Source organism: Pseudomonas paeninsulae, assembly GCF_035621475.1.
Taxonomy (GTDB): domain Bacteria; phylum Pseudomonadota; class Gammaproteobacteria; order Pseudomonadales; family Pseudomonadaceae; genus Aquipseudomonas; species Aquipseudomonas paeninsulae.
This window is the reverse complement of the sequence record NZ_CP141799.1, coordinates 4,478,787-4,503,724: the sequence shown is the minus strand read 5'-3', so window position 1 is coordinate 4,503,724 and position 24,938 is coordinate 4,478,787. Positions and strand designations below refer to the sequence as shown.

The window sequence follows — 24,938 nt, the reverse complement described above, 5'->3', positions numbered from 1 at the left end:
CATCTATCTCGTGGGAGGGGCTTTAGCCGCGATTTTTTCAACGCACAGCCCAAGCATCGCGGCGAAAATCCCTACAAAGGCACGCGCAAACGTAGGGCGGAGATGCCACCAGGCTTGCCCGCCGATGAGCCCGCCGCAGGCTTCGCCATGCACGCCTCAGCTGAACGCGCGAACGATCCGCTCGCGCAGCGCCGCATCCGGCAGGCGACCCTGGCCGGCCAGCAGGTTGTCGGTCATATAACGCACCTTGGAGGTGGCCGGGATCACCACGGTCACCGCCGGGTTGGCGAGGATGAACTTGAGCAGTAGCTGCGCCCAGGAGGTGGCGTCGACCTCGATCGCCCAATCCGGCAGCGGCTTGCCCTCGACCCGGCGGAACAACTGGCCGCGCTGGAACGGCCGGTTGATCAGGGTGGCGATACCGCGGTCGGCGCAGTAAGGCAGCAGACGCTTCTCGGCGTTGCGCTCGGCCACCGAATAATTGAACTGGACGAAATCTACCGGCTCCTTCGCCAGCACCTCGAGCAGGTCGGCGTGGGCCGCTTCGCGGTAATGGGTGATGCCGATGTAGCGCACCTTGCCCTGCTCCTTCAGCTCGCGCAGCAGGGCCAGTTGGGTGCGGGTGTCCTGCAGGTTGTGCACCTGGAGCAAATCGAGCGTGTCGGTTTGCAGGGCGCGCAGGCTGGCCGCGACCTGGGCCAGGCCGCGCTCGCGGCCGTTGGCGGACACCTTGGTCGCGAGAAACGCCTTGTCCTGGGTATTGGTCCGCCTGAGCAGTTCGCCGCTGACGGCCTCGGCGTTGCCATAGCTGGGCGCGCTGTCGATCAGGCTGCCGCCGCCGTTGATAAAGGTACGCATCACCTCGTCCAGGGGGTTGAGGCTGGCATCGTCGAGGCTGACATCGAAGGTGCGTGAGGTGCCCAGGCCGATGACCGGCAGGCGTTCGTCGCTGCCGGGAATCTGCCGCTGCAGCAGTTGCTCGGGGGTCAGGGCGAAGGCACTGCGCGCCAGCCAGGGCGCGGCGGCAATAAGGCTGAGCAGGGCGGCGCTGCGCTGAATGAAGTGGCGACGGTTAGGCATGGCATCCTCCGTGGTGGCACCGCGTGGGTATCGAGCATAGTTGTGTGACCGCCCCGCGCGCCACCTGCGCCCGCCCAGTTGTTACCTGGTGTGTCGATGTTCCGAGGCGCCGTGGGCAGTGCACCATTGGCCGCCTGACGCGGCACAAAAGCTGGCGGGCTGTCGCTGCGCTCCGAGCGGAGCGCCGCCCGAGCCGCCCTACCCGCAGGCAATGCACCATTGATTCATCGGCGCGGCACAAAAGCTGGCGGGCTGTCGCTACGCTCCGATCGGATCGCCGCCCGGACCGCCCTACGACCCGAGCGGCGCAATCCTATGGCGCCGTCGTTCAGCCGCTCGCTTCCAGCGCCTCGAGAAAGCTCTCCAGCACCAGGTGCGGCCGGCGGCCCTTGCGGGTGACGGCGGCCAGGTTGACGTCATAAAAGCGCGAGTCCGCTTTCAGTGCGCGCAGGCGGCCCTGCTGGACCCAGGCGGCTGCGTAGTGGTCGGGCAGGTAGCCGATGAAACGGCCGGTGAGGATCAGGAAGGCCATGCCCTCGCGGTCCGAGGCGCTGGCGGTGCAGTTGAGTGCCTGGTAGTGGCTCTGCACGTCGGGCGGCAGGCGGAAGGTCGGCGCGATGGCGTCCTGGGCATTCAAGCGCTGATCCTCAAGCTGCTGGTCGTCGACATAGAACAGCGGATGGCCGACCGCGCAGTAGAGCAGCGAGCGCTCGTCGTACAGCGCCTGGTAGTCCAGCCCGGACAGTGCGCCGGCCTGGGGCACCACGCCGATATGCAGGCGGCCGTCGAGCACGCCTTGCTCGACCTCGCTCGGCGGGGTCATGCGGATATGGATGCGCACGTCCGGGCCGCGTTCCTTGAGGCGCGCCAGGGCGTTGGTGATGCGCATATGCGGCACCGTCACCAGGTTGTCGGTCAGGCCGATATTCAGCTCGCCGCGCAGGTGCTGATGCAGGCCGTTGACCTCGGTGCGAAAGCTCTCCAGCGCCGCCAGCAGTTGCTGGGTCGACTGGTACACCTCGCGGCCTTCCTCGGTCAGGGCGAACCCCGCGCGACCGCGCTGGCACAGGCGCAAGCCGAGGCGCTGTTCGAGGTCGCTCATCTGCTGGCTGATTGCCGAGCGGCCAATCCCCAGCACGCTCTCGGCGGCGGAAAAGCCGCCGCATTCCGCCACGCTGCGAAACAGCTTGAGCAGGCGAATATCGAAGTCGCTGACCTGGGCCAGGGGATCGGGGCGGCGTGTGCTCATTGTTTAGCCATCGCTTAACTAAAGATAAGAAGAGTGTGCTTTTACTGACTGTATGCCCGTGGCACCTTGTCTGGCAACAGATTCGCTTTTGCTTAGTGGGAGGGGCCGTGCGGCCCCTCCCACAAAAATAATCAAGTTGCCCATACGCGAGGCCACCCGATGAACATGCCGCAGACCGCCACCCCGCCATTGGCCAGCCAGCTCAAGCTGGATGCGCACTGGATGCCGTTTACCGCCAATCGCAACTTTCAGCGCGACCCGCGCTTTATCGTCGCCGCCGAAGGCAGCTGGCTGACCGACGAGAGCGGGCGCAAGGTCTACGACAGCCTGTCCGGCCTGTGGACCTGTGGCGCCGGTCATTCGCGCAAGGAAATCCAGGAGGCGGTGGCCAAGCAGCTCGGCACCCTCGACTACTCGCCGGGCTTCCAATACGGCCATCCTTTGGCCTTCCAGTTGGCCGAGCAACTGGTCGAGCTGGTCCCGGATGGCTTGAACCATGTGTTCTTCACCAGTTCCGGTTCCGAGTGTGCCGACACCTCGGTGAAGATGGCCAAGGCCTACTGGCGCCTCAAGGGCCAACCGGCCAAGACCAAGTTCATCGGCCGCGCCCGTGGCTACCACGGCGTCAATATCGCCGGCACCAGCCTCGGTGGCATGGGTGGCAACCGCAAGATGTACGGCCAGTTCATGGACGTCGACCACCTGCCGCACACCCTGCAGGCGGGTCTGGAGTACACCAAGGGCATGGCTGCGACCGGCGGCGTCGAGCTGGCCAACGAGCTGCTCAAGCTGATCGAGTTGCACGACGCCTCGAACATCGCCGCGGTGATAGTCGAGCCGATGTCCGGCTCGGCCGGGGTCATAGTGCCGCCGGTGGGCTACCTGCCGCGACTGCGCGAGATCTGCACGCAGCACAACATCCTGCTGATCTTCGATGAAGTGATCACCGCATTCGGGCGCATGGGCAAATGGAGCGGCGCCGAGTACTTCGGCGTCACCCCGGACATCATGAACACCGCCAAGCAGATCACCAACGGTGCGATCCCCTTGGGCGCGGTCATCGCCTCCAGCGAGATCTACAACACCTTTATGCAGCAGGCTACGCCCGAGCACATGGTCGAGTTCACCCACGGCTACACCTATTCCGCCCACCCGGTGGCCTGCGCCGCCGGCCTGGCCTCGCTGGAACTGCTCAAGCGCGAGAGCCTGGTGCAGCAAGCCGCCGAGCTGGCGCCGCAGTTCGAAAGTGCCCTGCATGGCCTGAAAGGCAGCAAGCACGTCCTCGACATCCGCAACTGCGGCCTGGCCGGCGCGATCCAGATCGCTCCGCGTGACGGCGATGCGATTATCCGTCCATTCGAGGCCGGCATGGCCCTGTGGAAGGCCGGTTTCTACGTGCGCTTCGGCGGTGACTCCCTGCAGTTCGGACCCACCTTCAACGCCAAGATGGAAGACCTCGACCGCGTATTCAATGCGGTTGGCGAGACCCTGAACACGCTGGACTGAAGCAACGACAACCTATAGGAGCGGGCCATGCCCGCGAACACCGCGAATCGCGGGCGCGGCCCGCTCCTACAACAGCACAACTATTTGGCTGGATGCCGCTACCTTCATCCACCCTACAGAATTCGATCACGGAGATTTTCATGAGCCATATCCCGCACCTGATCAACGGCGAGCGCGTTGCCGGCACCGGCCGTCACGCCGACGTATTCAACCCCTCCACCGGCGAGGTGATCCACCAGGTCGCCCTGGCCGACCGCGCGACCATCCAGCAGGCCATCGACGCCGCTAAGGCCGCCTTCCCGGCCTGGCGCAAGACCCCGCCGGCCAAGCGCGCCCAGGTGATGTTCCGCTTCAAGCACCTGCTCGAGCAGCACGAAGCCGCGATCGCCAAGCTGATCAGCGAAGAACACGGCAAGACCATCGAGGACGCCACCGGCGAACTCAAGCGCGGCATCGAAAACGTCGAGTTCGCCTGCGCCGCCCCGGAAATACTCAAGGGTGAGTACAGCCGCAACGTCGGCCCCAATATCGACGCCTGGAGCGACATGCAGCCGATCGGCGTGGTGGCGGGGATTACTCCGTTCAACTTCCCGGCCATGGTGCCGTTGTGGATGTACCCGCTGGCCATCGTCTGCGGCAACTGCTTCATCCTCAAGCCGTCCGAGCGTGACCCCAGCTCGACCCTGTACATCGCCGCCCTGCTGATCGAAGCCGGCCTGCCGAATGGCGTGATGAACGTGGTGCACGGCGACAAGGAAGCGGTCGACGCGCTGATCGAAGCCCCGGAAGTCAAGGCCCTGAGCTTCGTCGGTTCGACCCCGATCGCCGAATACATCTACAGCGAAGGCACCAAGCGCGGCAAGCGCGTGCAGGCCCTCGGCGGAGCGAAGAACCACGCGGTACTGATGCCCGACGCGGATCTGGACAACGCCGTCAGCGCCCTGATGGGCGCGGCCTACGGTTCCTGCGGCGAGCGCTGCATGGCCATCTCGGTCGCCGTGTGCGTGGGTGACCAGATCGCCGATGCCCTGGTGCAGAAGATTACCCCGCAGATTCACGAACTGAAGATCGGCGCCGGCACCTCCTGCGGCCTCGATATGGGCCCGCTGGTCACCAGCGCCGCCCGCGACAAGGTCACAGGCTACATCGACGCTGGCGTCGCCGCCGGTGCCGAGCTGGTGGTCGACGGCCGTGGCCTGAGTGTCAGCGGCAACGAGAACGGCTACTTCCTCGGCGGCAGCCTGTTCGACAAGGTCACCTCGGAGATGAGCATCTACACCGACGAGATCTTCGGTCCGGTGCTGTGCATCGTCCGCGTGGGCAGCCTGGAAGACGCCATGCAGCTGATCAACGACCACGAATACGGCAACGGCACCTGCATCTTCACCCGCGACGGCGAGTCGGCGCGGCTGTTCTGCGACGAGATCGAAGTCGGCATGGTCGGCGTCAACGTGCCCTTGCCGGTGCCGGTGGCCTACCACAGCTTCGGCGGCTGGAAGCGTTCGCTGTTCGGCGATTTGCATGCCTACGGTCCGGACGGTGTGCGCTTCTACACTCGCAAGAAGGCCATCACCCAGCGCTGGCCGCAGCGCGCCTCGCATGAAGCCGCGCAGTTTGCCTTTCCCAGCAATGGTTAACAGCGGCTAGGGCGCTACACAAAAAGGCCAGTCGAGAGACTGGCCTTTTTTCTGCGTAAACGCTGGGCATCGCTGCGCTCAACCCATCCTTAGGGCCGGCGACGAGAGTCAACTCGCCAGGCGCACTGCCTACCCTGGCGCCGTTTCACATAGCGGATAGTGGGTGTGGCGCAGCCTTACCCCGCGGAACGATTTCGCCTCGAAAACCGTGGCAGGAGCCATATGCCTGACAGGCCGTTGCACAGTGTTGCGCGCGAAGGCGAGGCGGGGACGCCTGGTTAAGCTGAAATCAGCCGAACACGCGTCGTGCACGAGCGGTACATGAGTATTGGATTCACTTCGCTCTGCCCTCGGGGCGCGCTCCAAGGCGTTCAGCCGCAAGCGACTCGCTGAGGCTGGAGGGCTCGCTTCGTGCAGCCTGCGGACCCGCCTTCGGCGGTTACTCCGCTTCGCGATGGTGCAAGGCCGCATAGCGAGCGCATGGTTTTTCAACGGCTATGTCCCCGTTACGTGTTGTATGCGCGATCTCTTGTAGGAGGCGCGACCCCGCGGCGAATGCAGCCCGCAGGGCTGCCTGCTGATCGTTTCGCGGATATAGCGAAAGCTCGTCCCGAGCCTACGGACCGCAGGCAATTCGCGCCTGGTGATACAACACCTATCGGGGACATAGCCGTTTTCAACGGCCGGCGCATGCCGCGCGAACTAACCCGCGCATCTACCGCCAGCCCCTGTTATGCCATCTGTGGTTGTAGTGCAGGTCGTTCGCTGTTCCAGGAGCGTTGTACGCTCAGCACCAGGCGATCGATCTGCGGCGCCAGCAGATTGGCGGCGAGCACGGCGAAGCAGAGACCATCGGCATACAGCCCGAATTCGCGAATCAGCTCGGTCAACGCACCAATGGTCACGCCGAACAGGATGCGGCCGGCAGGCGTATCGGGACTGGTGACCGGATCGGTGGCAATGAAAAAAGCGGTGAACAGATAGCCGCCGAGGCTGAGGCTGTACAGGCTTTCCTGTGGGCTATGGCCGGCTGCCAGGCACAGCGCTATGGTGCTGGCGAGCATCGCCAGCGGAATCTCGATGCGGATCACCTTCAAGATGCCCAGCAGTAAGCCGCCGGCTATATAGCCGACCCCCGACAAATTGGGGGTGGTTGGGGTGAACTCTCCCAGGGCCAGTTGGGTGGCACCAGCGAATGCATCGAGGCTGAGGCGTGGCGCCAGTTGCAACTGCTGCAGCAGAACCTCTTTAGCGTCCAGGGTGAAGGTCCAGGGGGCCAGGTTCGATGGCGCGGGGTACAGCAGTTGGTAGAAACACAGGGCGATGATGCCCAGGCCAACCATGGCGGGGTTGAGGCGGTTGCGGCCAAGGCCGCCACTGCCGTATTTACACAGTACGACGGCGGCAAAGCTGGCCAGCGCGATCATCCATAGCGGCACCAGCAGCGGCAGTGCCCGAGCCAGAATCAGGCCTAATACCAGCCAGCTCAGGTTGCCCAGCCCCGCCCGCACATCAGACCCGCGCAGGCGCAGCACAGCAGCTTCGAAGCCCAAGGCCAGCAGCACGCACCAGAAGGCCTGCAGCCAGACCACGATGCCGAATTGCCAGGCATACAGGGCGGTGCCCGGCAGCAGGCACAGGCTGACCAGCAGCATCAGCGTCCTGAGGCGGTGCGGGGTAGGGCGGAGTATCAGGCTCATTTGCGCAGCTCCGCCTTGCTCTGGCGAAAGCGCTCGCGCAGCGGCAGATTGCTCGGGCAGACGCTGCTGCAGCTGCCGCACTCGATGCAGGCGTCCAGCTGCAGTGTCTGCAATGTCGCGTGGTCAGTGCGCTCAGCCGCGGAGTAGAGATCCAAGGGTCTCAGCGAGATCGGGCAGACATCTACGCAGCGGGTACAGCGGATGCAACTGCTCGCAGGTTCGGCTGCCGGCAGGTAGCGCTCGGCACCAAATATCAGGCAGCTGCTGGTCTTGCTGATGACTGCGCTGGGGTCCGGTAGTGGCAGTCCCATCATCGGGCCGCCGACCTGGGTCAGACGCCCCGCGGGATCGGCACCGGCAATCTCGCGCAGTGCGCTGACCGGATAACCAAGCGGCACTTCGACATTCCCGGGGTGCTCACAGCCCCCGGTCAGCGTCAACACCCGTGATATCAGCGGCTCGGCGTGGAACACCGCGCGGCCCAGTGCGTAAAGCGTGGCGACATTCAGCGCCAGCACGCCGATCTCAGCCGGCCGGGCACCCGGCGCCAGGTTACGACCGCTCAGGCTCTTGATCATCAGCGGTTGGCCGCCTGCCGGGTAACGCGCCGGTAACGGACAGATCTCGACGTGGGTACGCGCCTGGCGGGCGGCGGCACGCAACGAGGCCATCGCCTCAGGTTTGTTGGTTTCGATACCGAAGCGGGTCTGGGTTATTCCCAGCAGGGTGGCGAGGTAGTCGGCAGTCTCGATTAGCGCCTCGGCGCGTTCGCGCATGAGACGGTCATCGCAGGTCAGGAAGGGTTCACATTCGGCGCCGTTGATCAGCAGCAGGTCGGGCTGCTGGGCGCCGGCCAGCTTGAGGGCGGTCGGGAAACCCGCGCCACCCAGCCCAACGATGCCCATCTGCAGCGCCCGTTCGACCAGCGCCTCGGACGTGTGGGGTAGCCCCAGCACGGGGCGTTCGATCCACTCATCCAGACTATCGGCGTTCAGAATAACGGCCATAACCGGCTCGGCTGAGTCGGCGGCGAAGGCGAGGCCGACCTGCTCCACGATGCCGGAGGTGCTGGCATGCACCCAAGGGGTGTTGCCATCGCCGATGCCGATCACCTCGCCCTTGCGCACGTACTGGCCCGGCTGCACGCAGGGCTCGGCGCATCGGCGGCCGCGCTGGAGCGGGATCGCCAGCTGTATTGTGCCGACCGCGACTGGGGCAATCGGCGTGGTGTTGGATAACTGCTTGTAGCCTCTGAGCTTGAGTCCGCCGCGCCAGCTGTGCTGAGTGGGCGCGGCAATGGCGAGCAGGCGCCGCCAGAAGGGTTTCTGTTGCGGTTGGCGTTGGGCTCGGATGGGGAGCTGCATGCGTTCGACGCTCTGAAGCGAATGCTTAGACATTATCTGTCCTCCAATTTTTGGACATAAAACACCCCCGTGCACTAATGCACATAAGAGGATTTTGCTTCCGGGTCTTTGAGGGAAAAGCGAGGGGGGACACTCGATCACTCGTGAGGTTCAGAGCGCACAATGCGTGGGTTGTTCACTTATTGATCAATTCTGCTGATAAACGGTAGGTCAGTGTGGCGATCAGCAGGAGCACTGCCAGGCGTCGCCGCCAGTGGCTGCGGGGTTTCCAGAGCTTGGCCGAGGAGTTCGCCCGTGGTGTTTTGCAAGGCTCAGGCGATTGGCCTGCACCGCTGGAATTCCGCCTGCTGAGCTGCATGGCACGTAGGATTCGGTTGAGCGCAGCGATACCCATCGGCTACCGATGGGTCATTGGGGGGCTTGCATGGTGTCGCCTAATCGTTCTGCGTAGGGTTACCCAAAGAAGAACTGATTGTGCCCACGCTCCAGCGTGGGCACACCGCCTGTGGCGCTCCGCGTCACGGTTTGCTTCGCCTCTCGCCGAGCAAGGACGCGGAGCGTGGGTACGATCAATTTGGGATTTGTATGTGCCCGCCGCTTTTGCGTTGCATGTGATTAATGGTTTCGCCCTTACGGCGAGTCACTTTTTGCAGTCGCCAAAAAAGTAACCAAAAAGGCTTGCCCCGCCATCCGGGTCTCGCTGCGCTCGACTTCCCTCACTCCATCATTGCTCCAGGGGCCGGCGTACAAGGGCCGTCCCTGGCCCTTTACGCCTCTCGCCGCATCCATGCGGCTCGCTCCCTTGCGCAACGACTCCGTTCGGCCTCCTGAAGGGGCGTTTGGCGTTGCCAGATAGATTCATCCAATTACTAAACAGATCAAAAGCACCGCCCACGCGAAGCGTGGGCGGTGCTTGCTTCCGATTGTGCCCACGCTTCAGTTCGTAGGGCGGGTGTAACCCGCCGCGTAGATATTGATTGTGCCCACGCTCCAGCGTGGGCACACCGCCTGTGGCGCTCCGCGTCACGGTTTGCTTTGCCTCTCGCCGAGCAAGGACGCGGAGCGTCCGGTGCTGCGTGCCCACGCGGAGCGTGGGTACGATCAAGTGCTTTTGGCGTGGCCGTCCACAAATCGCCCAGACGACGCGATCCCCGATCCCGTCAGGAGGCCGAGTGGAGGTGCTGTGGAGAGGGGCGTTTGGCATGGATGCCAAACGAGGAGCGATGGGCCAGGGATGGCCCTTCGTGACGACCCTCGGAACAGTGCCGGAGCGAGGGAAGTTGAGCGAAGCGAAACCCGTATGCCGGGCGCGCTTTCTCTTTGGTTACTTTCTCTTTAGCGCGAGCAAAGAGAAAGTAACTCGCCGTAAGGGCGAAACACGTAATTAAGTCCAATAGAGTTGCGGCGGATCAACACCGGGTGTTTGGATGGATGCTGGTCAAGAAGTTGATGGGTATCGCTGCGCTCAACCCATCCTACAAAGTAATTTCGCGTCAAATTAAAAGTTAGGAGTAAAAGCCGGTGGTTGTTTTCAACTGGTCGGAAAAATCGTAGATTTCGTCCAGTGAGTTGATCGGGTGGCGGGTCTCGGTTTTTTCTTGGTCAAAGATACCGATGTACTTTTGCATGCGATTAAAGTGCAGGCGGCAAATCGGTTTACGGTTATTGTCGTCCAACAAAATGCCGAAGTAACTCTGGGTGTCACGCTGGATAATTCGCTTCGCGTCAACAACCGAACGCACAATCGCTTTAACGATATGGTAGCCCTCAAGCTCTTCAAGCGTGGTCATGATTTTGTCGTCTGCGGGCTCGTCGATTTGTTCTGCAGAGGCTTCGGTTGCTGTAGGTGCGGCAGCGCTATAGCTGGGTTGAAGCGCACCGCTCATCGCTGACTTCAAGCGATCGTTCACTTGGTCGCTCAAAAATTGAGCAACAGCCTTTCGGGTCAGTTCGGCGAATTGCTCACGCACTTTTTGCGTGATCATTCCGTCATAAACGCGAGAGGCAAAGAACTTTACAAAGTCATCATCAGGTTTGCTGAACTGGGATGCGATCTCTTTTTTTATTTGGCTGACATACTTAAGTTCGCCCGCGGAGTTGACGATGGAGTCAACGTCGAAAGCCGATTTTGTGAGCTTTATTAGTTCAGGTACGGCGTGTTCATCGATATCGAGTAAGTCCAGTTCAAGAAAGGGCTTCTCGTCCATCTTGTTTGGGGCGTCTAGGTCAGTAAAAAATTTGTAGACTTGGCCGTTCGTGAGGATGGAGATACGAGCATTGGTTACATGGAAATAGCGAAACAGTTGGGAGGCGTGATTGACATTCAGTGGCTCGCCAATTTTCTTACATTCGATCAATATTTGAACTTCGCCATCTTTCAGGATTGCGTAGTCAATCTTTTCACCTTTCTTCGTCCCTACGTCACAGACGAATTCTGGAGTTACTTCTCGAGGATCAAATACGTCGTAGCCAAGCACGCTGTTGATGAATGGCATGACAAAGGCATTTTTTGTAGCTTCTTCCGTTTTTATCGCTGCAGCCTGTTGGCGAATCTTGGCGGAGAGACTGTTAAGTTTTTCGAAGAATTCCATGTCTAATTCCTTGCTGTATTAACGTCCATGGTTTGTGTTGGGTTATGCGGTACGCGTGTTACTTCCCCACCTTCCGATTCCTCACATACAACGCCTCGCCCCCCATCGCACTGCTCCCGCGTACCTGCAACTCGAAGCGCTTGGGATGGCCCTTGATCAAGTCGCTGAGTTTCCTGAAGCCATACAGTCGTGCATCGAACGCCGGACGTAGTTTGCTGATGGTCGAGCCGAGGGAGCCGAGCTGGATCCAGCCGTCCTCGTCGTCGATGTCTTCGATGACCTTGGCGATAAAGTCCACCGGCACCTTCTGTGCTTTCGGTTTGTCCGGTGTCTTGAGCGGTTCGTCGGGCTGCTCGCTTTTCACGCTTGGCTGGGGTTTGTCGTCGCTGCTGGCCGGCTCTGGTTGGGCTTCCACCGCATCGGCGCGGAGGATTTCGGTGTAGATGAACTTGTCGCAGGCCGAGACAAACGGCTTGGGCGTTTTCTCTTCGCCGAAGCCGTAGACGGTCAGGCCTTCCTCGCGCAGGCGGGCGGCCAGGCGGGTGAAGTCGCTGTCGCTGGAGACCAGGCAGAAGCCATCGAAGCGCCGGGTGTAGAGCAGGTCCATGGCGTCGATGATCAGCGCGCTGTCGGTGGCGTTCTTGCCACGGGTGTAGGCGAATTGCTGGATCGGCTGGATCGAGTAGTCCAGCAGCACCTTCTTCCAACTACCGAGGTTGGGCTGGGTCCAGTCGCCGTAGATGCGCTTGACGCTGGCGACGCCGAATTTGGCGATTTCCTCGAACAAGCCTTCGACGATGGCGGCGGAGGCGTTGTCGGCATCGATCAGCAGCGCCAGAAGCTGTTGCTGACGCTGCGGGTGGGCTTTGCTGGCCATGGGGTCATCCTTGAATAAACGTACCTCGAACATACTGCGGATGCTGGCAAGGCGCCATAGGCAGCAGGCCGCCGCCTGGGTGCAGGCGGTCACGGGATAAACAGGGCCTGGAACTTGCTATGGGTCTAGGGTCCGGGCGCCCGCCCGGTCGACCACGACTCGCTAGCCCCACGGGAGCCCGCTCGATGAACACTGCCGCTATTGCCGATTACATGACCAAGGACTTTGCCACCATTCGCGCCGATATGCCGGTGGTGGAGGCGGCCAGGCAGCTGCTGCGTTATCCCATTCTCGGCGGGCCGGTCACCGATGCGCAGGGCCTGCTATTGGGCTGGATTTCCGAGCAGGAGTGCCTGCACGTGGCGATTCAGGTGGCTTATTACAATCAGCGAGTGGCCACGGTGCGCGACATCATGCGCACCGACGTGCTCAGCGTGACAGCGGCAATGGACGCCGTGGCACTGGCGCAGCAGATGCTCGGCGACAAGCCGAAGAGTTACCCGGTGGTCGATGCCGGCGGCAAGGTGATCGGGGTGATTACCCGCCGGCATATCCTCAAGTTGCTGGATAAGCTGATGGAATTGCCGCTTTCCCGCTCGGCCTGAACCTCGCTTATGCCCCTTCTGTGTGCATGCGTAGGGCGGTCTGACCGGTGCATGCACCAAAAGCGGCTGATTGCGTCCGGACGCAGGAGTGCATCTCGGGCCTGAACGGCTCCTCGCGCAGGTTTTGCATCCATGGGGTGCCGCCGCCCAGGCAGCGCATTACGCCGCGCTATCTGCCATTTGCTTGACCTGCGCCGGGGTACGGCCGGGTGGTTGCGCCTATAGTCGCCGCCCGTCCTACCAAGCAAACCAGGCAAAGGTCTCCCGCCATGCGCGTACTCACCCTTGTGTTCTTCTGTTGCATCGCCAGCCTGGCTCAGGCCAACGATGAGGCCATGCAACGCTTTACCCGGCTCAACGCCGACCCGGTGTTGCGCGAGCAGGCCTATGCTGCCGGCCAGGAACGGATGCTCTTCTGCGGCAATTGCCACGGCGAGAATGGCAACAGCAAGCGTCCGTACATTCCCAACCTGGCCGAGCAGAACCCGGTGTACCTGTTCAACGCCTTCGAGAAGTTCGCCAGCGGCGAGCGCAAGGATTTCGTCATGTCCAAGCTGGCGCCGACCCTGACCCTGGAAGATCGGGTCAACGTCGCCATCTACTTCGGTCAGCAAAAGCTGCTGGCGCATAGCGAACCGGTCGATGCGGCGTTGCAGCAGCAGGGCGAGGTGATGTTCAAGACCATCTGCACCGGCTGCCACGGCGTGCATGCCGAGGGCCGCGACAACACACCGCGCCTGGCCGGCCAGCCGGCCGAGTACCTGCGCAAGGCGCTGACGCGTTTTCGCGACAAGGACCCGAGTCGCGCCGGCTCGGTGATGATGTCGATCGCCGCCGACTTCAGCGACGCACAAATCGGCGCCCTGGCGGCCTATCTGCAGCAGTTGCAGCCCTGACGCTAGGAGCGTCCGGCGTTCGGTTGTGCTGGGTAACACAGCGTTCAAGTACCTTCCTGTAAAGCAATCGCATCCCGCAAAAAAGCGTCCCGTCAGCCGCTGGTGCGGCGTGGGTCGCCGGCGTGGCGTCGCGCTGGGCAGCGATCCCGGTCGACCGCGCCGATGTAGGGGTTGCCGTAGCCCATGACGCAGCCGACTTTCTGGTTGCGCCAGCGCTCCCACTCGCTGATCGGGTACTGGCGGTTCCAGGCTTCGTAGGTGCGCCGGTCGAGCTTGGACAGGCGCAGCTTGTAGTGGTCGGCCATGTACAGGTAGATGCGCGCCGAGGCGCCGCGTGCCGGCTCGGGTGGCATGGCGGTTTTCTGCTTGAAGTTGACCACCATGGGGCAGGCGCCGTACTGCTGCGGTTTGTCGCTGAGCATGCCGAGGGCGTAGTTGGAGCGGTCGCCATTCACTTCGCCGATGCTCGGCACCAGGTTGTGCAGGTCGGCTTCGGCGGCCTTGAACACCGGGTCACTGCGCGTGCAGTTCTTGCGTCCGCCGTGCTGCCAGCACTGGCGCTGGTGACCGATCACCCAGGCCGGCACCACGTGCTCCCATTCCAGGCGCTGCGCGCGGCGTTGTTGCTTGCGCACCTTATAGCCGCAACTGGCCAGGTCGACGCGCTTGCCTTGGTAGGCGCAGCCGCAATAGAAGGTGTTCGGTCGGTCGGCGTAGAGCTTCCAGGCGATTTTCTTGGCAGCGGCGAAGTTGTGCGGGGCGTCGGCGTGGATGGAGACGGCAAACAGCAGGCAGAGCAGGGCGATCAGGCGCGGCATGGAGGGCTCTAGGCAAAAAGCTGCGCATGATAGTGCTGGAATAGCTGGCCAGGGGCCTTCAAGACGCTCTAGCCCGGATGTTTCATGAAAAAGGCAGTCTGCTCGAACTATGAACAGACTGCCGTTTTTGCTCGTGCGCTGGGTGGCCAGCACATGGACTTCGTTCGGCGCTGCAGGCAGTTGCGTCATCGCCGGGCGCAGGCGCTCTGATAGATCCGCTGGCGCAGTCACTCGACGACGCTGTGCTCGCTATAGGACGGATACCGGCCGTCATGGATGACTTCCGCCAGGCGGCCGGTCAGCCCACACTGCGCTGTGAAGCCGCGTAGCCGCATTGGAGCAAATCGCTTGATCGCTCGGGAGCGCGGCCTTCGCAGTCGGCGCGCACGGTGAAAGTGGCGATGGCAGGAAGACCCGCGGGCGCGGGCTAGAATCACCCATAGCGGTCGCGTTTAAGCTCCGTGCGAAGCGTTATTGGCATAACGCCTTTTATATCGGAAGGTTAAATGGGCTTTGCTTCTGCTTGTGAACGGTTCGCGCGAATGGCGTTATGGATTTCGCGCCAGCGCAGGGCGGATGACGCTGAACCTGCATGCAGGGAAGCTACGCGAAACTGAATAGTGAATGACGAGGCGTGCCACGCCGGGAGGTTGCAATGGCTAGTGGTTGGGCAAATGACGGTGCGGTGCAAGAACAGATCGACAGCAGCATAGAGGACGCCATTGCTCGCGCCCGCAGCCAGTTGCCGACCGGCGAGAGCCTGACGCACTGTGAGGAATGCGCTGCGTCGATTCCTCTGGCGCGCCGCGAAGCGATCAAGGGCGTGCGCCTGTGCGTGGCCTGTCAGTCCGAACTGGATAAGCAGCAGAAGGCGGGCGGCGGTTATAACCGTCGCGGCAGCAAGGACAGCCAGCTGCGCTAACCTGTAGGGCGGGTGCAACCCGCCAATGGCTAAAACAAGAAATAGCGCTGCACCGTGCTGCAGCCCTTGACTACGGCGATCCGCTTCTTCAGCCCCAACTGTTCCGCTACTCCAGCGTCCAGCGCCGCCTGGCTGATAAAGGTCAGGCTGCTGGCGTGCAGGCTGCCACCGTAGCTGGCGAACATCGGTCGGTAGTGCGCCGGTTGCGGCGTGGGGATCGAGGCGTTGGCGTCGCCCATCAGGCTGGCGGCAATCGCCCGGCCCTTGAGGATCAGGCTCGGCTTGACGCCGAAGAACGCCGGAAGCCAGAGCACCAGGTCGGCCCACTTGCCCAGCTCGATCGAGCCCACTTCATGACTGATGCCGTGGGCACTTCGCCAGCCTGGGCGGGTCACATGACTCACACCATTTATTGCCAAGGAGGAGGTTTACTCCATGACTATTTTTGAAGCCTTGCGCCTGAGCCACCAAACGCAGCGTGAGCTGTCGACAAAACTGATCGACACCAGTGGCGATACCTCAGAGCGCCAGGCGCTGTTTACTCTGCTGAAGTTGGAGTTGGCGGCGCACTCGGTTGCCGAGGAGCGGCACTTCTATATTCCACTGATGCAGGAGGATCTCGGCGTCGACCTCTCGCGCCATGCGATTGCCGAGCATCACCAGATGGACGAGATGGTGGAAGAACTCGAGGACACCGACCCCAGCAGCCCGAGCTGGTTGGTGCAAGCCAAGAAGCTGGCGGAAAAGGTGCACCACCATCTGCAGGAGGAGGAACAGAAGTTTTTCCAGATGGCCGGCAAGCTGCTCAGCGATACGCAGAAAGAGCAACTGTCCGGCGACTACCTCAGTACCTATGAAGTCCACAAGAACGCCGAGGCCTAAGCTGTCGCGCCGATGGCCACAGGTGACCGTATGGCGCTCGCAAGGGCCAACGCCATCGCGGCCGCGTGGCGCGTGGTAGCGACCGATCGCCCCTCAGAACAGGAAATACCGCTGCGCCATCGGCAACACCTCGGCCGGCTCGCACCAGAGCAACTGGCCATCGGCCTTGACCTGGTAGGTCTGTGGATCGACCTCGATATTCGGCAAATAGTCGTTGTGGATCAGGTCGGTCTTCTGCACTGAGCGGCAGCCCTTGACCACGGCGATCTGTTTCTTCAGTCCCAGCTGCTCGGGAATGCCGGCGTCCAGGGCGGCCTGGCTGATAAAGGTCAGGCTGCTGGCGTGCAGGCTGCCGCCGTAGCTGGCGAACATCGGTCGGTAGTGCACTGGTTGCGGGGTGGGGATCGAGGCGTTGGCGTCGCCCATCAGGCTGGCGGCGATGGCTCCGCCCTTGAGGATCAGACTCGGCTTGACCCCGAAGAATGCCGGACGCCAGAGCACCAGGTCAGCCCACTTGCCCACCTCGATCGAGCCCACTTCATGGCTGATGCCGTGGGTGATCGCCGGGTTGATGGTGTACTTGGCGATGTAGCGCTTGGCGCGGAAGTTGTCGTTGCCTTCACCGTCTTGCGGCAGTGGGCCGCGCTGCTTTTTCATCTTGTCCGCGGTCTGCCAGGTGCGCAGGATCACTTCGCCGACCCGGCCCATGGCCTGGCTGTCGGAGCTGATCATCGAGAAGGCGCCGAGGTCATGCAGGATGTCTTCGGCGGCGATGGTCTCACGGCGGATGCGGCTTTCGGCAAAGGCCACGTCCTCGGCAATCGACGGGTCGAGGTGATGGCAGACCATCAGCATGTCCAGGTGCTCGTCGATGGTATTGCGGGTGAACGGCCGGGTCGGGTTGGTCGAACTGGGCAGCACATTGGCGAAGCCGCAGGCCTTGATGATGTCCGGCGCGTGGCCGCCGCCAGCACCCTCGGTGTGGTAGGTGTGAATGGTGCGGCCCTTGAATGCGGCCAGGGTGGTTTCGACGAAACCAGACTCGTTGAGGGTGTCGGTGTGGATCGCCACCTGCACGTCATACTGGTCGGCCACGCTCAGGCAGTTGTCGATCGCAGCCGGCGTGGTGCCCCAGTCTTCGTGCAGCTTGAGGCCGATGGCGCCGGCCTTGACCTGCTCGATCAGCGGCTCCGGCAGCGAGGCGTTGCCCTTGCCGGTAAAACCCAGGTTCATCGGGAAGGCGTCGGCGGCCTGCAGCATGCGCATCATGTGCCAGGGGCCGGGGGTGCAGGTGGTGGCGTTGGTGCCGGTGGCAGGCCCGGTGCCGCCGCCGATCATGGTGGTCACCCCACTCATCAAGGCCTCTTCGATCTGCTGCGGGCAGATGAAGTGGATATGGCTGTCGATGCCGCCGGCGGTGAGGATCATGCCCTCGCCGGCGATCACCTCGGTGCCGGCGCCTATGGCGATGGTCACGTCCGGCTGGATGTCCGGGTTGCCGGCCTTGCCGATCGCGGCGATACGCCCGTCCTTGAGGCCGACGTCGGCCTTGACGATGCCCCAGTGGTCGATGATCAGCGCGTTGCTGATCAGGGTGTCGACCACGTCTGCCGCGCAGAGCTGGCTCTGGCCCATGCCGTCGCGGATCACCTTGCCGCCGCCGAACTTCACTTCTTCGCCGTAACTGGTGAAGTCTTTTTCCACTTCGATCCACAGCTCGGTGTCGGCCAGACGCACCTTGTCACCGACGGTGGGGCCGAACATGTCGGCGTAGGCTTGGCGGGATATTTTCATCGGCACTCCTCGAATTTGATCGTTCCCATGCTCTGCGTGGGACTGCGGCTGGCGACGCTCTGCGTCGCAGGGACGCGGAGCGCCCCGTCATGGGTTCCCACGCGGAGCATGGGAACCATCGGCGTTACAGCTTGCCCATCACCCGGCCGGCAAAGCCGAACACCCGGCGGTCACCGGCGAGGTCCACCAGCTCCACGTCGCGACTCTGCCCCGGCTCGAAGCGCACCGCCGTGCCTGCGGGAATATTCAAACGCATGCCGCGGGTACTTGGCCGATCAAAACTGAGCGCATCGTTGGTTTCGAAGAAGTGGTAGTGCGAGCCAATCTGGATCGGCCGGTCGCCGCTGTTGGCCACGTTCAGCGTCAGGGTGCGGCGGCCGACATTGAGTTCGATCTCACCGTCCTGGATCTGGTATTCACCGGGAATCATTGGTTTATCACTCCAGGATCAACTGCATAAAGGTCAGGTCGAGCCAGCGGTCGAACTTGCGTCCGACCTGGGGCATCTGCCCGCTGATGGTGAAGCCGAGGCGCTCATGCAGGCGGATCGATGCACTGTTTTGCGCCTCGATGGCCGCGACCATGACGTGCAGCCCGGCCGCTTTGGCCCGTTCGATCAGCGCCTGCATCAGCAGGGGGCCGAGGCCCTGGCCGCGTTGGTCGCTGCGCACATACACCGAGTGTTCGACGGTGTGGCGAAAGCCCTCGATGCTGCGCCAGGTGCCGTAGCTGGCGTAACCCAGCACCTCGCCGGCGGCATTGTGGGCCACCAGCACCGGAAAGCCTTGGCCCTGGCGTTCGGCCAGCCAGGCGCGACGGTTCTCCAGGTCCACCAGGGTTTCGTTCCAGATCGCTGTGGTGTGTTCGACCGCATCGTTATAGATGGCCAGGATGGCGGGCAGGTCGGTGGCGGTGGCGTCTTCAATCGTCATGGGTTCCTCAGGCGATCGGTTGGTGGACGGTAACCAGCTTGGTGCCGTCGGGAAACGTGGCTTCGACCTGGATATCCGGGATCATCTCCGGCACGCCTTCCATCACCTGGGCACGGGTCAGCAGGGTGGTGCCGACGTGCATCAACTCGGCCACGGTGCGGCCGTCGCGGGCCCCTTCGAGCAGGGCGGCGGAGATGTAGGCCATGGCTTCCGGGTAATTGAGGGTGACGCCGCGGGCCAGGCGCCGTTCGGCGACCAGGCCGGCGGTGAAGATCAGCAGCTTGTCTTTTTCTCTCGGCGACAAATCCATGGGGTGTTCCCAGGTGAGGTGGACAACGGCGAAGCCTTGTCCAGCGGGGGTGGTTGGGTTGCTCGGCTGGAAAACGCTGCGCGCTTTTCCAGCCGAGGGTTGTTGGTTCACGTGCTCCAGATACGCGGGGGTACGGCCTGGCGGCCAAGCAACGCCGGGCGCAGCAGGTGCCAGAGCCCGATCAGCCAGGCGCGGGCATGCAGCGCTTCGCTGGCCAGGCAGCGGGCTACCAGCAAGCCGGGTAGTTGAGTCAGGTCGCCGCGTACGCGGGTGGTCAGATTACGGCAGCGTTCGAGCAACTCGGCGTCGATTTCACCACTGATCAGCAGGGTGGCAAACACCGGTTTGCCGTTCAGGCCGATGGGCGAGTCGAGCAGGCCGTCGCTGCCTTCGATGCGCTGGCGTTCGTGCCAGAGCAGCTGGCCGTCGCGGCGGATATTCAGCTGCGCTTGGAAATGCCCGGTGTCGAAGCGCTCGCCACTGGCCGGGCGGCCGAGGGCGACCATGTCCCAGTACAGCAGCTTGGCATCGCCGAGCAGTTCGATCTCACCGTGCAGTTCGGCCTGGGCGCCGGCGTAGACGATGGTTTCCTGGGGCAGCCATTCGAGGGTGGCGCCGGCTGCGACGCGTAATTTGAGGTTCTGATAGGCCGGGCCGGCGGCGCGGTACCACTTGGCGGCGCCGGGGCTGGTCAGTTGCGCCCAGGCACCGCTGCCGACGCTTGCGCTGATGTCCAGGCGATCGCCACCGGCGATGCCGCCGGGTGGATGGACGATGATGTGCTGGCAGACTTGCGGTCCTTCGGCGTACAGGTGCTTCTGCACTCGCAACGGGCCTTTGTGCCGGCGCAATGTGGGCCGCGTGCAGTCGCCGTCGCGGCCATAGCCCAGCTCCAGCTCGGCATGCCAGCTGGGGGTGAACAGGGCGGTAGGGGCGGGTGCGTTCATGGTTGCTCTTGTCGGATGGGTTGAGCGAAGCGATACCCAGCGCACCGCTCGTAGGGTATCGCTGCGCTCAACCCTACGGAAAAAATGGCCGAACATACGCGGCTATCCGTAGGGCGGGTGAAACTCGCGCACTCATTCCAGAGCACAGCGGCGGGTTTCACCCGCCCTACGTGTTCCATCAAATCGCCACCAGCCCGCGCACGCCGTCGGCTTGCATGGTCTGGCCTCGGCCTTGCTGGACGATTTCGCCGCGGCTCATCACCAGGTAGTGGTCGGCCAGTTCGGCGGCAAAATCATAGAACTGCTCGACCAGCAGGATCGCCATGTCGCCGCGTTCGGCGAGCTTCTTGATCACCACGCCGATTTCCTTGATCACCGACGGCTGGATGCCTTCGGTGGGTTCGTCGAGGATCAGCAGGCGCGGCTGGCTGGCCAGGGCGCGGCCGATGGCCAGCTGTTGCTGCTGGCCGCCGGACAGGTCGCCGCCGCGGCGTTGCTTCATCTCGCGCAGCACCGGGAACAGTTCGTAGATAAATTCCGGCACGCTCTTGGCTTCCTTTGCGCCGAAACGAGAAAGCCCCATCAGCAGGTTTTCCTCCACCGTCAGGCGCCCGAAGATTTCCCGGCCCTGGGGCACGTAGGCGATGCCGGCATGTACGCGCTGGTGCGGTTTGAACGCGGTAATCGGCTGGCCTTCCCAGTTCACCGCGCCTGCTTTGGCCGGCAACAGACCCATCAGACATTTCAGCAGGGTGGTCTTGCCCACGCCGTTGCGGCCGAGCAGGCAGGTAACCTCGCCGACCTGGGCCTCGAACGACAGGCCACGTAGGATGTGGCTGCCGCCGTAGTATTGATGCAGTTGTTGGACTTGCAGCATGGTTCTGTCCTTGTAGGGTGGGCCTTGATCGTTCCCACGCTCTGCGTGGGTATGCATCTGGCGACGCTCTGCATCGCAGGAACGCGGAGTGCGTAGGATGGGTTGAGCGTAGCGATACCCATCACGAAACGTTGTTGGGTATCGCTACGCTCAACGCCAACCTACAGGTGCCTATGTTTTTACCGGCCCAGATACACCTCGATCACCCGTTCGTTGGCCTGCACCTGTTCCAGCGAGCCTGCGGCCAGCACGCTGCCCTGGTGCAGCACGCTGACGTGGTCGGCGATGCTGCCGACGAAGCCCATGTCGTGTTCGACCACCATCAGCGAGTGCTTGCGCGCCAGCGACTTGAACAGCTCGGCGGTGAACTCGGTCTCGGCGTCGGTCATGCCCGCCACCGGCTCGTCGAGCAGCAGCAGTTGCGGGTCCTGGACCAAGAGCATGCCGATCTCGAGAAACTGCTTCTGGCCGTGCGACAACAAGCCCGCCGGGCGCCGCCGTGAGCTGTCGAGCTTGATCGTCTGCAGCACTTCATCGATGCGGTCTTGCTGCTCGCCCGTCAATTTGGCGCGCAGGCTGGCCCAGACCGTCTTGCTGGTCTTCTGCGCCAGTTCGAGGTTTTCGAACACGCTGAGGGCCTCGAACACCGTGGGCTTCTGGAACTTGCGACCGATGCCGGCCTGGGCAATCTCGACTTCGCTCATCTGGGTCAGATCGAGGGTCTCGCCGAAGTAGGCGACGCCGTTGTCCGGGCGGGTCTTGCCGGTGATCACGTCCATCATGGTGGTCTTGCCGGCGCCATTGGGGCCGATGATGCAGCGCAGTTCGCCGACGCCGATATACAGGGTCAGGTTGTTCAGGGCCTTGAAGCCATCGAAGCTGACGTTGATATCTTCCAGGGTCAGGATGGTGCCGTGGCGAGTGTTCAGGCCCTGGCCGGCGACTGCGCTGGCGCCGATGGCATCGCGGCCGCTGCCGGCGGGATCAAAGGCGGGTTCGAGCATAAATTCGGCAATGGGCACGGCTCTCATTGTTCGCCTCTCTTGCGTAGCAGGCCGATCACGCCCTTGGGCAGGAACAGGGTGACGACGATAAACAGCAGGCCCAAGGCGAACAGCCAGTATTCCGGGAAGGCCACGGTGAACCAGCTCTTCATGCCGTTGACCAGGCCTGCGCCGAGCAGCGGGCCGATCAGCGTGCCGCGCCCACCCAGGGCGACCCAGACGGCGGCCTCGATGGAGTTGGTCGGCGACATTTCGCTGGGGTTGATGATGCCCACCTGCGGCACATAGAGCGCGCCGGCCAGGCCACAGAGCACCGCGCTGAGGACCCAGATGAACAGCTTGTAGCCGCGCGGGTCGTAGCCGCAGAACATCAGGCGGTTCTCGGCATCGCGTAGCGCCGTCAGCACCCGGCCGAACTTGCTGCGTGCCAGCCGCCAACCGAGGTACAGGCTGGCCACCAGCAGGGTCACGGTGGCGAGAAACAGCACGGCGCGGGTGTGGGTCGCGGTGATGTCGAAACCGAGGATGGTCTTGAAGTTGGTAAAGCCGTTGTTGCCGCCGAAACCGGTTTCGTTGCGAAAGAACAGCAACATGCCGGCGAAGGTCAGCGCCTGGGTCATGATCGAGAAGTACACGCCCTTGATCCGCGAGCGGAAGGCGAAGAAGCCGAACACCAGGGCCAACAAGCCGGGGGCCAGGACCACCAGACACAGCGCCCAGAGGAAATTCGAGGTGCCGTACCAGTACCAGGGCAGCTCGGTCCAGGCGAGAAAGCTCATGAACGCCGGCAGGCCGGTACCTGCGGCTTCGCGCGACAGGTACATGCCCATGGCGTAACCGCCCAGGGCGAAGAACAGGCCATGGCCGAGCGACAACAGGCCGGCGTAACCCCAGACCAGGTCCAGGGCCAACGCGACTATGGCGTAGCAGAGGATCTTGCCGACCAGGGTCAGGCTGTAGGCCGATACGTGCAGGGCGTTATCCGCCGGCAGCAGGTGCAGCAGCGGCAGGGCGATCAGCCCGGCCAGCACCAGCAGGCCGATGGCGAGCGACAGTTGCGGCCCGAGCCTGGCACCGGCGCGGGCCAATAGCGTTTGGTTAATTGGCATAGTCATCAGTCGATCACCTGTCCTGTCGCGGCAAATGATTTTTGGCTTGGAGTGAGCTCGTCAGCCTGTAGGAGCGCGCCATGCGCGCGAACAATGGCGGCGACGCGGTCGCAGGCATGGCCAGCTCCTACGGGCTCATTGCAGCTAATCTGACTCAATCGATCACCCTTCCTTTCAGTGCGAACAGTCCCTGCGGGCGTTTCTGGATAAACAGAATGATCAGCCCGAGGATGAGGATCTTGCCCAGTACGGCACCGATCTGCGGTTCGAGAATCTTGTTGGCGATGCCTAAGCCAAAGGCGGCCATCACGCTGCCGGCCAGTTGGCCGACGCCGCCAAGCACCACCACCAGGAAGGAGTCGATGATGTAGCTCTGGCCCAGGTCCGGGCCGACGTTGCCGATCTGGCTCAGGGCCACGCCGCCGAGGCCGGCGATGCCGGAGCCAAGGCCGAAGGCGAGCATGTCCACCCGCCCAGTCGGTACGCCGCAGCAGGCGGCCATGTTGCGGTTCTGCGTCACGGCGCGGACGTTGAGGCCGAGGCGGGTCTTGTTCAGCAGCAGCCAGGTCAGCACCACCACACACAGGGCGAAGCCGATGATGACGATGCGGTTGTACGGCAGCACCAGGTTCGGCAGGACCTGGATGCCGCCGGACAGCCAGTAGGGATTGGCCACTTCGACGTTCTGCGCGCCGAACAGCACCCGGACCAGTTGGATCAGGATCAGGCTGATGCCCCAGGTGGCGAGCAGGGTTTCCAGTGGCCGACCGTAGAGGTGGCGAATCACCGTGCGCTCCAGGGCCATGCCGATGGTGGCGGTGACGAAGAAGGCCACCGGCAGCGCCACCAATGGGTAAAGGGCAATGGCTTCCGGGGCGAAGCGTTGGAACAGCACCTGCACCATGTAGGTGGAGTAGGCACCGAGCATCAGCATCTCGCCGTGGGCCATGTTGATCACCCCGAGCAGGCCGAAGGTGATGGCCAGGCCGAGGGCCGCGAGCAGCAGGATCGAACCGAGCGACAGACCGCTGAAGGCCTGGCCGAGCAACTCGCCGATCAGCAGCTTGCGCTTGACCTGGGCCAGGCTGGTTTGCGCGGCGGTACGCACGCCGGCATCGTCCTCCACTGCAGGATCGAGCAGGGTTTCCAGGCGGGTACGCGCCAGCGGATCACCGGTTTCACCAAGCAGGCGCACGGCAGCCAGGCGGATCGCCGGGTCGCGGTCGACCAGTTGCAGGTTGGCCAGGGCCAGCGTCAGGGCCGTGCGCACCTGGGCGTCGGTTTCGCTGGCGGCGCGGGCATTGAGCAGGGCGAGTTGCGCCGGTTTGGCACGCTTCTGCAGTTCCCTTGCGGCGGCCAGGCGCAGCGCCGGATCTTCGGCGAGCAGTTGATGGCTGGCCATGGCGGTACCGATCAAGCCGCGCAGGCGGTTGTTCAGGCGCAGTTTGCGCGGCGCCTCAGTGGGCGCAACCTCAGCTTCGGCGGATTGATAAACGCCATTCACGTGGATAAACGCATTTTTCCTGCTGTCGGCGGCCAGGCCGCCTTGTTGCAGGGCTTCGAGCAGCGGCAGGCGCGTGGTGTCGGGGGCGGCTGACCAGCTTTCCAGCAGTTTTGCCTGCTTGGACGGGCTGGCCGCGACGAAGTCATTGGCGTCGCCGGCATGGCCGGTGAGCGGCAGCAACACGGTCATAAATAGGAAAAAGCGGGACAAGGCAGTGGGCATATCAAGAAACCTTGGGATTACAGCGCAAGCCCCCGCGCCGAAGCGGCAAAGGGGGCGCTCAGCGTAGCCCGGAGGCAATCCGGGGCTAGCTTCTGCCGAATTGCATGCGGAC

The 24,938-nt window shown here is 63.1% G+C and carries 22 protein-coding genes and 1 pseudogene; 6 read left to right on the top strand and 17 right to left on the bottom strand.

The window, feature by feature from the left end:
- Window positions 1-156: 156 nt before the first annotated feature.
- A complete protein-coding gene (locus tag VCJ09_RS20750) occupies window positions 157-1,080 on the bottom strand; it encodes an aldo/keto reductase (RefSeq protein ID WP_324731930.1) in 924 nt (307 codons plus the stop codon).
- Window positions 1,081-1,408: 328 nt separating this feature from the next.
- Complete coding sequence (locus VCJ09_RS20745; protein ID WP_079203319.1) at window positions 1,409-2,329, bottom strand: LysR family transcriptional regulator; 921 nt, start codon at window positions 2,327-2,329, stop codon at window positions 1,409-1,411.
- 159 nt (window positions 2,330-2,488) lie between these two features.
- Here VCJ09_RS20745 and VCJ09_RS20740 point away from each other — a divergent pair, with 159 nt between their 5' ends.
- Together VCJ09_RS20740 and VCJ09_RS20735 are read left to right on the top strand one after the other, a co-directional pair.
- On the top strand, window positions 2,489-3,835 hold the full coding sequence (locus VCJ09_RS20740) for an aspartate aminotransferase family protein (RefSeq protein ID WP_324731929.1): 1,347 nt from the start codon (window positions 2,489-2,491) through the stop codon (window positions 3,833-3,835).
- Window positions 3,836-3,975: 140 nt separating this feature from the next.
- Window positions 3,976-5,472 carry a CoA-acylating methylmalonate-semialdehyde dehydrogenase gene (locus VCJ09_RS20735; protein WP_324731928.1) on the top strand — a complete coding sequence of 499 codons (1,497 nt, stop codon included), beginning with the start codon at window positions 3,976-3,978 and terminating at the stop codon, window positions 5,470-5,472.
- A gap of 731 nt (window positions 5,473-6,203) precedes the next feature.
- On the opposite strand, the gene VCJ09_RS20730 is transcribed toward VCJ09_RS20735, so the two are convergent.
- The 4 genes from VCJ09_RS20730 to VCJ09_RS20715 all read right to left on the bottom strand — a co-directional run bounded on the left by VCJ09_RS20730 (window position 6,204) and on the right by VCJ09_RS20715 (window position 12,004).
- On the bottom strand, window positions 6,204-7,172 hold the full coding sequence (locus VCJ09_RS20730) for an RnfABCDGE type electron transport complex subunit D (RefSeq protein ID WP_324731927.1): 969 nt from the start codon (window positions 7,170-7,172) through the stop codon (window positions 6,204-6,206).
- A complete protein-coding gene (rsxC, locus tag VCJ09_RS20725) occupies window positions 7,169-8,569 on the bottom strand; it encodes an electron transport complex subunit RsxC (RefSeq protein ID WP_324731926.1) in 1,401 nt (466 codons plus the stop codon). The genes VCJ09_RS20730 and rsxC overlap by 4 nt, the downstream gene beginning before the upstream one ends.
- Window positions 8,570-10,041: 1,472 nt before the next feature.
- Complete coding sequence (locus tag VCJ09_RS20720) at window positions 10,042-11,127, bottom strand: type I restriction endonuclease (protein ID WP_324731925.1); 1,086 nt, start codon at window positions 11,125-11,127, stop codon at window positions 10,042-10,044.
- Between the two features lie 58 nt (window positions 11,128-11,185).
- On the bottom strand, window positions 11,186-12,004 hold the full coding sequence (locus tag VCJ09_RS20715) for an NYN domain-containing protein (protein WP_324731924.1): 819 nt from the start codon (window positions 12,002-12,004) through the stop codon (window positions 11,186-11,188).
- Window positions 12,005-12,189: 185 nt separating this feature from the next.
- Between VCJ09_RS20715 and VCJ09_RS20710 the strand changes: the two genes are divergently transcribed.
- Together VCJ09_RS20710 and VCJ09_RS20705 are read left to right on the top strand one after the other, a co-directional pair.
- Window positions 12,190-12,609: a CBS domain-containing protein gene (locus VCJ09_RS20710; protein ID WP_324731923.1), complete on the top strand. Its 420-nt coding sequence runs from the start codon at window positions 12,190-12,192 to the stop codon at window positions 12,607-12,609.
- 269 nt (window positions 12,610-12,878) lie between these two features.
- Window positions 12,879-13,505, top strand: a complete 627-nt coding sequence (locus tag VCJ09_RS20705) for a c-type cytochrome (protein WP_324731922.1) — start codon at window positions 12,879-12,881, stop codon at window positions 13,503-13,505.
- Between the two features lie 92 nt (window positions 13,506-13,597).
- Here VCJ09_RS20705 and VCJ09_RS20700 read toward each other — a convergent pair whose 3' ends face one another.
- Window positions 13,598-14,323: an endonuclease I family protein gene (locus tag VCJ09_RS20700; protein WP_324731921.1), complete on the bottom strand. Its 726-nt coding sequence runs from the start codon at window positions 14,321-14,323 to the stop codon at window positions 13,598-13,600.
- 655 nt (window positions 14,324-14,978) lie between these two features.
- Between VCJ09_RS20700 and VCJ09_RS20690 the strand changes: the two genes are divergently transcribed.
- Window positions 14,979-15,245 (top strand): DksA/TraR family C4-type zinc finger protein, encoded by a 267-nt coding sequence (locus tag VCJ09_RS20690; RefSeq protein WP_324731920.1) that lies wholly within the window; start codon window positions 14,979-14,981, stop codon window positions 15,243-15,245.
- A 44-nt stretch (window positions 15,246-15,289) separates the two neighbouring features.
- On the opposite strand, the pseudogene VCJ09_RS20685 reads toward VCJ09_RS20690, so the two are convergent.
- Window positions 15,290-15,613: pseudogene (locus VCJ09_RS20685) on the bottom strand (amidohydrolase family protein); the annotation flags it as partial.
- A gap of 67 nt (window positions 15,614-15,680) precedes the next feature.
- Between VCJ09_RS20685 and VCJ09_RS20680 the strand changes: the two are divergent.
- Window positions 15,681-16,127: a hemerythrin domain-containing protein gene (locus VCJ09_RS20680; protein ID WP_324731919.1), complete on the top strand. Its 447-nt coding sequence runs from the start codon at window positions 15,681-15,683 to the stop codon at window positions 16,125-16,127.
- A 93-nt stretch (window positions 16,128-16,220) separates the two neighbouring features.
- On the opposite strand, the gene ureC is transcribed toward VCJ09_RS20680, so the two are convergent.
- The 9 genes from ureC to urtB form a co-directional block, all read right to left on the bottom strand.
- Entirely contained in the window at window positions 16,221-17,921 is a 1,701-nt protein-coding gene (ureC, locus tag VCJ09_RS20675) for an urease subunit alpha (protein WP_324731918.1), read from the bottom strand.
- 124 nt (window positions 17,922-18,045) lie between these two features.
- A complete protein-coding gene (locus tag VCJ09_RS20670; protein WP_324731917.1) occupies window positions 18,046-18,351 on the bottom strand; it encodes an urease subunit beta in 306 nt (101 codons plus the stop codon).
- A 7-nt stretch (window positions 18,352-18,358) separates the two neighbouring features.
- Window positions 18,359-18,853: a GNAT family N-acetyltransferase gene (locus tag VCJ09_RS20665; RefSeq protein ID WP_324731916.1), complete on the bottom strand. Its 495-nt coding sequence runs from the start codon at window positions 18,851-18,853 to the stop codon at window positions 18,359-18,361.
- 7 nt (window positions 18,854-18,860) lie between these two features.
- A complete protein-coding gene (gene ureA, locus VCJ09_RS20660) occupies window positions 18,861-19,163 on the bottom strand; it encodes an urease subunit gamma (RefSeq protein ID WP_324731915.1) in 303 nt (100 codons plus the stop codon).
- Window positions 19,164-19,270: 107 nt separating this feature from the next.
- Entirely contained in the window at window positions 19,271-20,110 is an 840-nt protein-coding gene (locus tag VCJ09_RS20655; protein WP_324731914.1) for an urease accessory protein UreD, read from the bottom strand.
- 178 nt (window positions 20,111-20,288) lie between these two features.
- On the bottom strand, window positions 20,289-20,987 hold the full coding sequence (urtE, locus tag VCJ09_RS20650; RefSeq protein ID WP_324731913.1) for an urea ABC transporter ATP-binding subunit UrtE: 699 nt from the start codon (window positions 20,985-20,987) through the stop codon (window positions 20,289-20,291).
- Window positions 20,988-21,166: 179 nt separating this feature from the next.
- The gene (gene urtD, locus VCJ09_RS20645; RefSeq protein ID WP_324731912.1) at window positions 21,167-22,018 is read right to left on the bottom strand and encodes an urea ABC transporter ATP-binding protein UrtD; all 852 of its coding nucleotides are present in this window, start codon (window positions 22,016-22,018) and stop codon (window positions 21,167-21,169) included.
- Entirely contained in the window at window positions 22,015-23,106 is a 1,092-nt protein-coding gene (gene urtC / locus VCJ09_RS20640; RefSeq protein ID WP_324731911.1) for an urea ABC transporter permease subunit UrtC, read from the bottom strand. The genes urtD and urtC overlap by 4 nt, the downstream gene beginning before the upstream one ends.
- 148 nt (window positions 23,107-23,254) lie before the next feature.
- Window positions 23,255-24,826 (bottom strand): urea ABC transporter permease subunit UrtB, encoded by a 1,572-nt coding sequence (gene urtB, locus VCJ09_RS20635; RefSeq protein WP_324731910.1) that lies wholly within the window; start codon window positions 24,824-24,826, stop codon window positions 23,255-23,257.
- Between the last annotated feature and the right edge of the window lie 112 nt (window positions 24,827-24,938).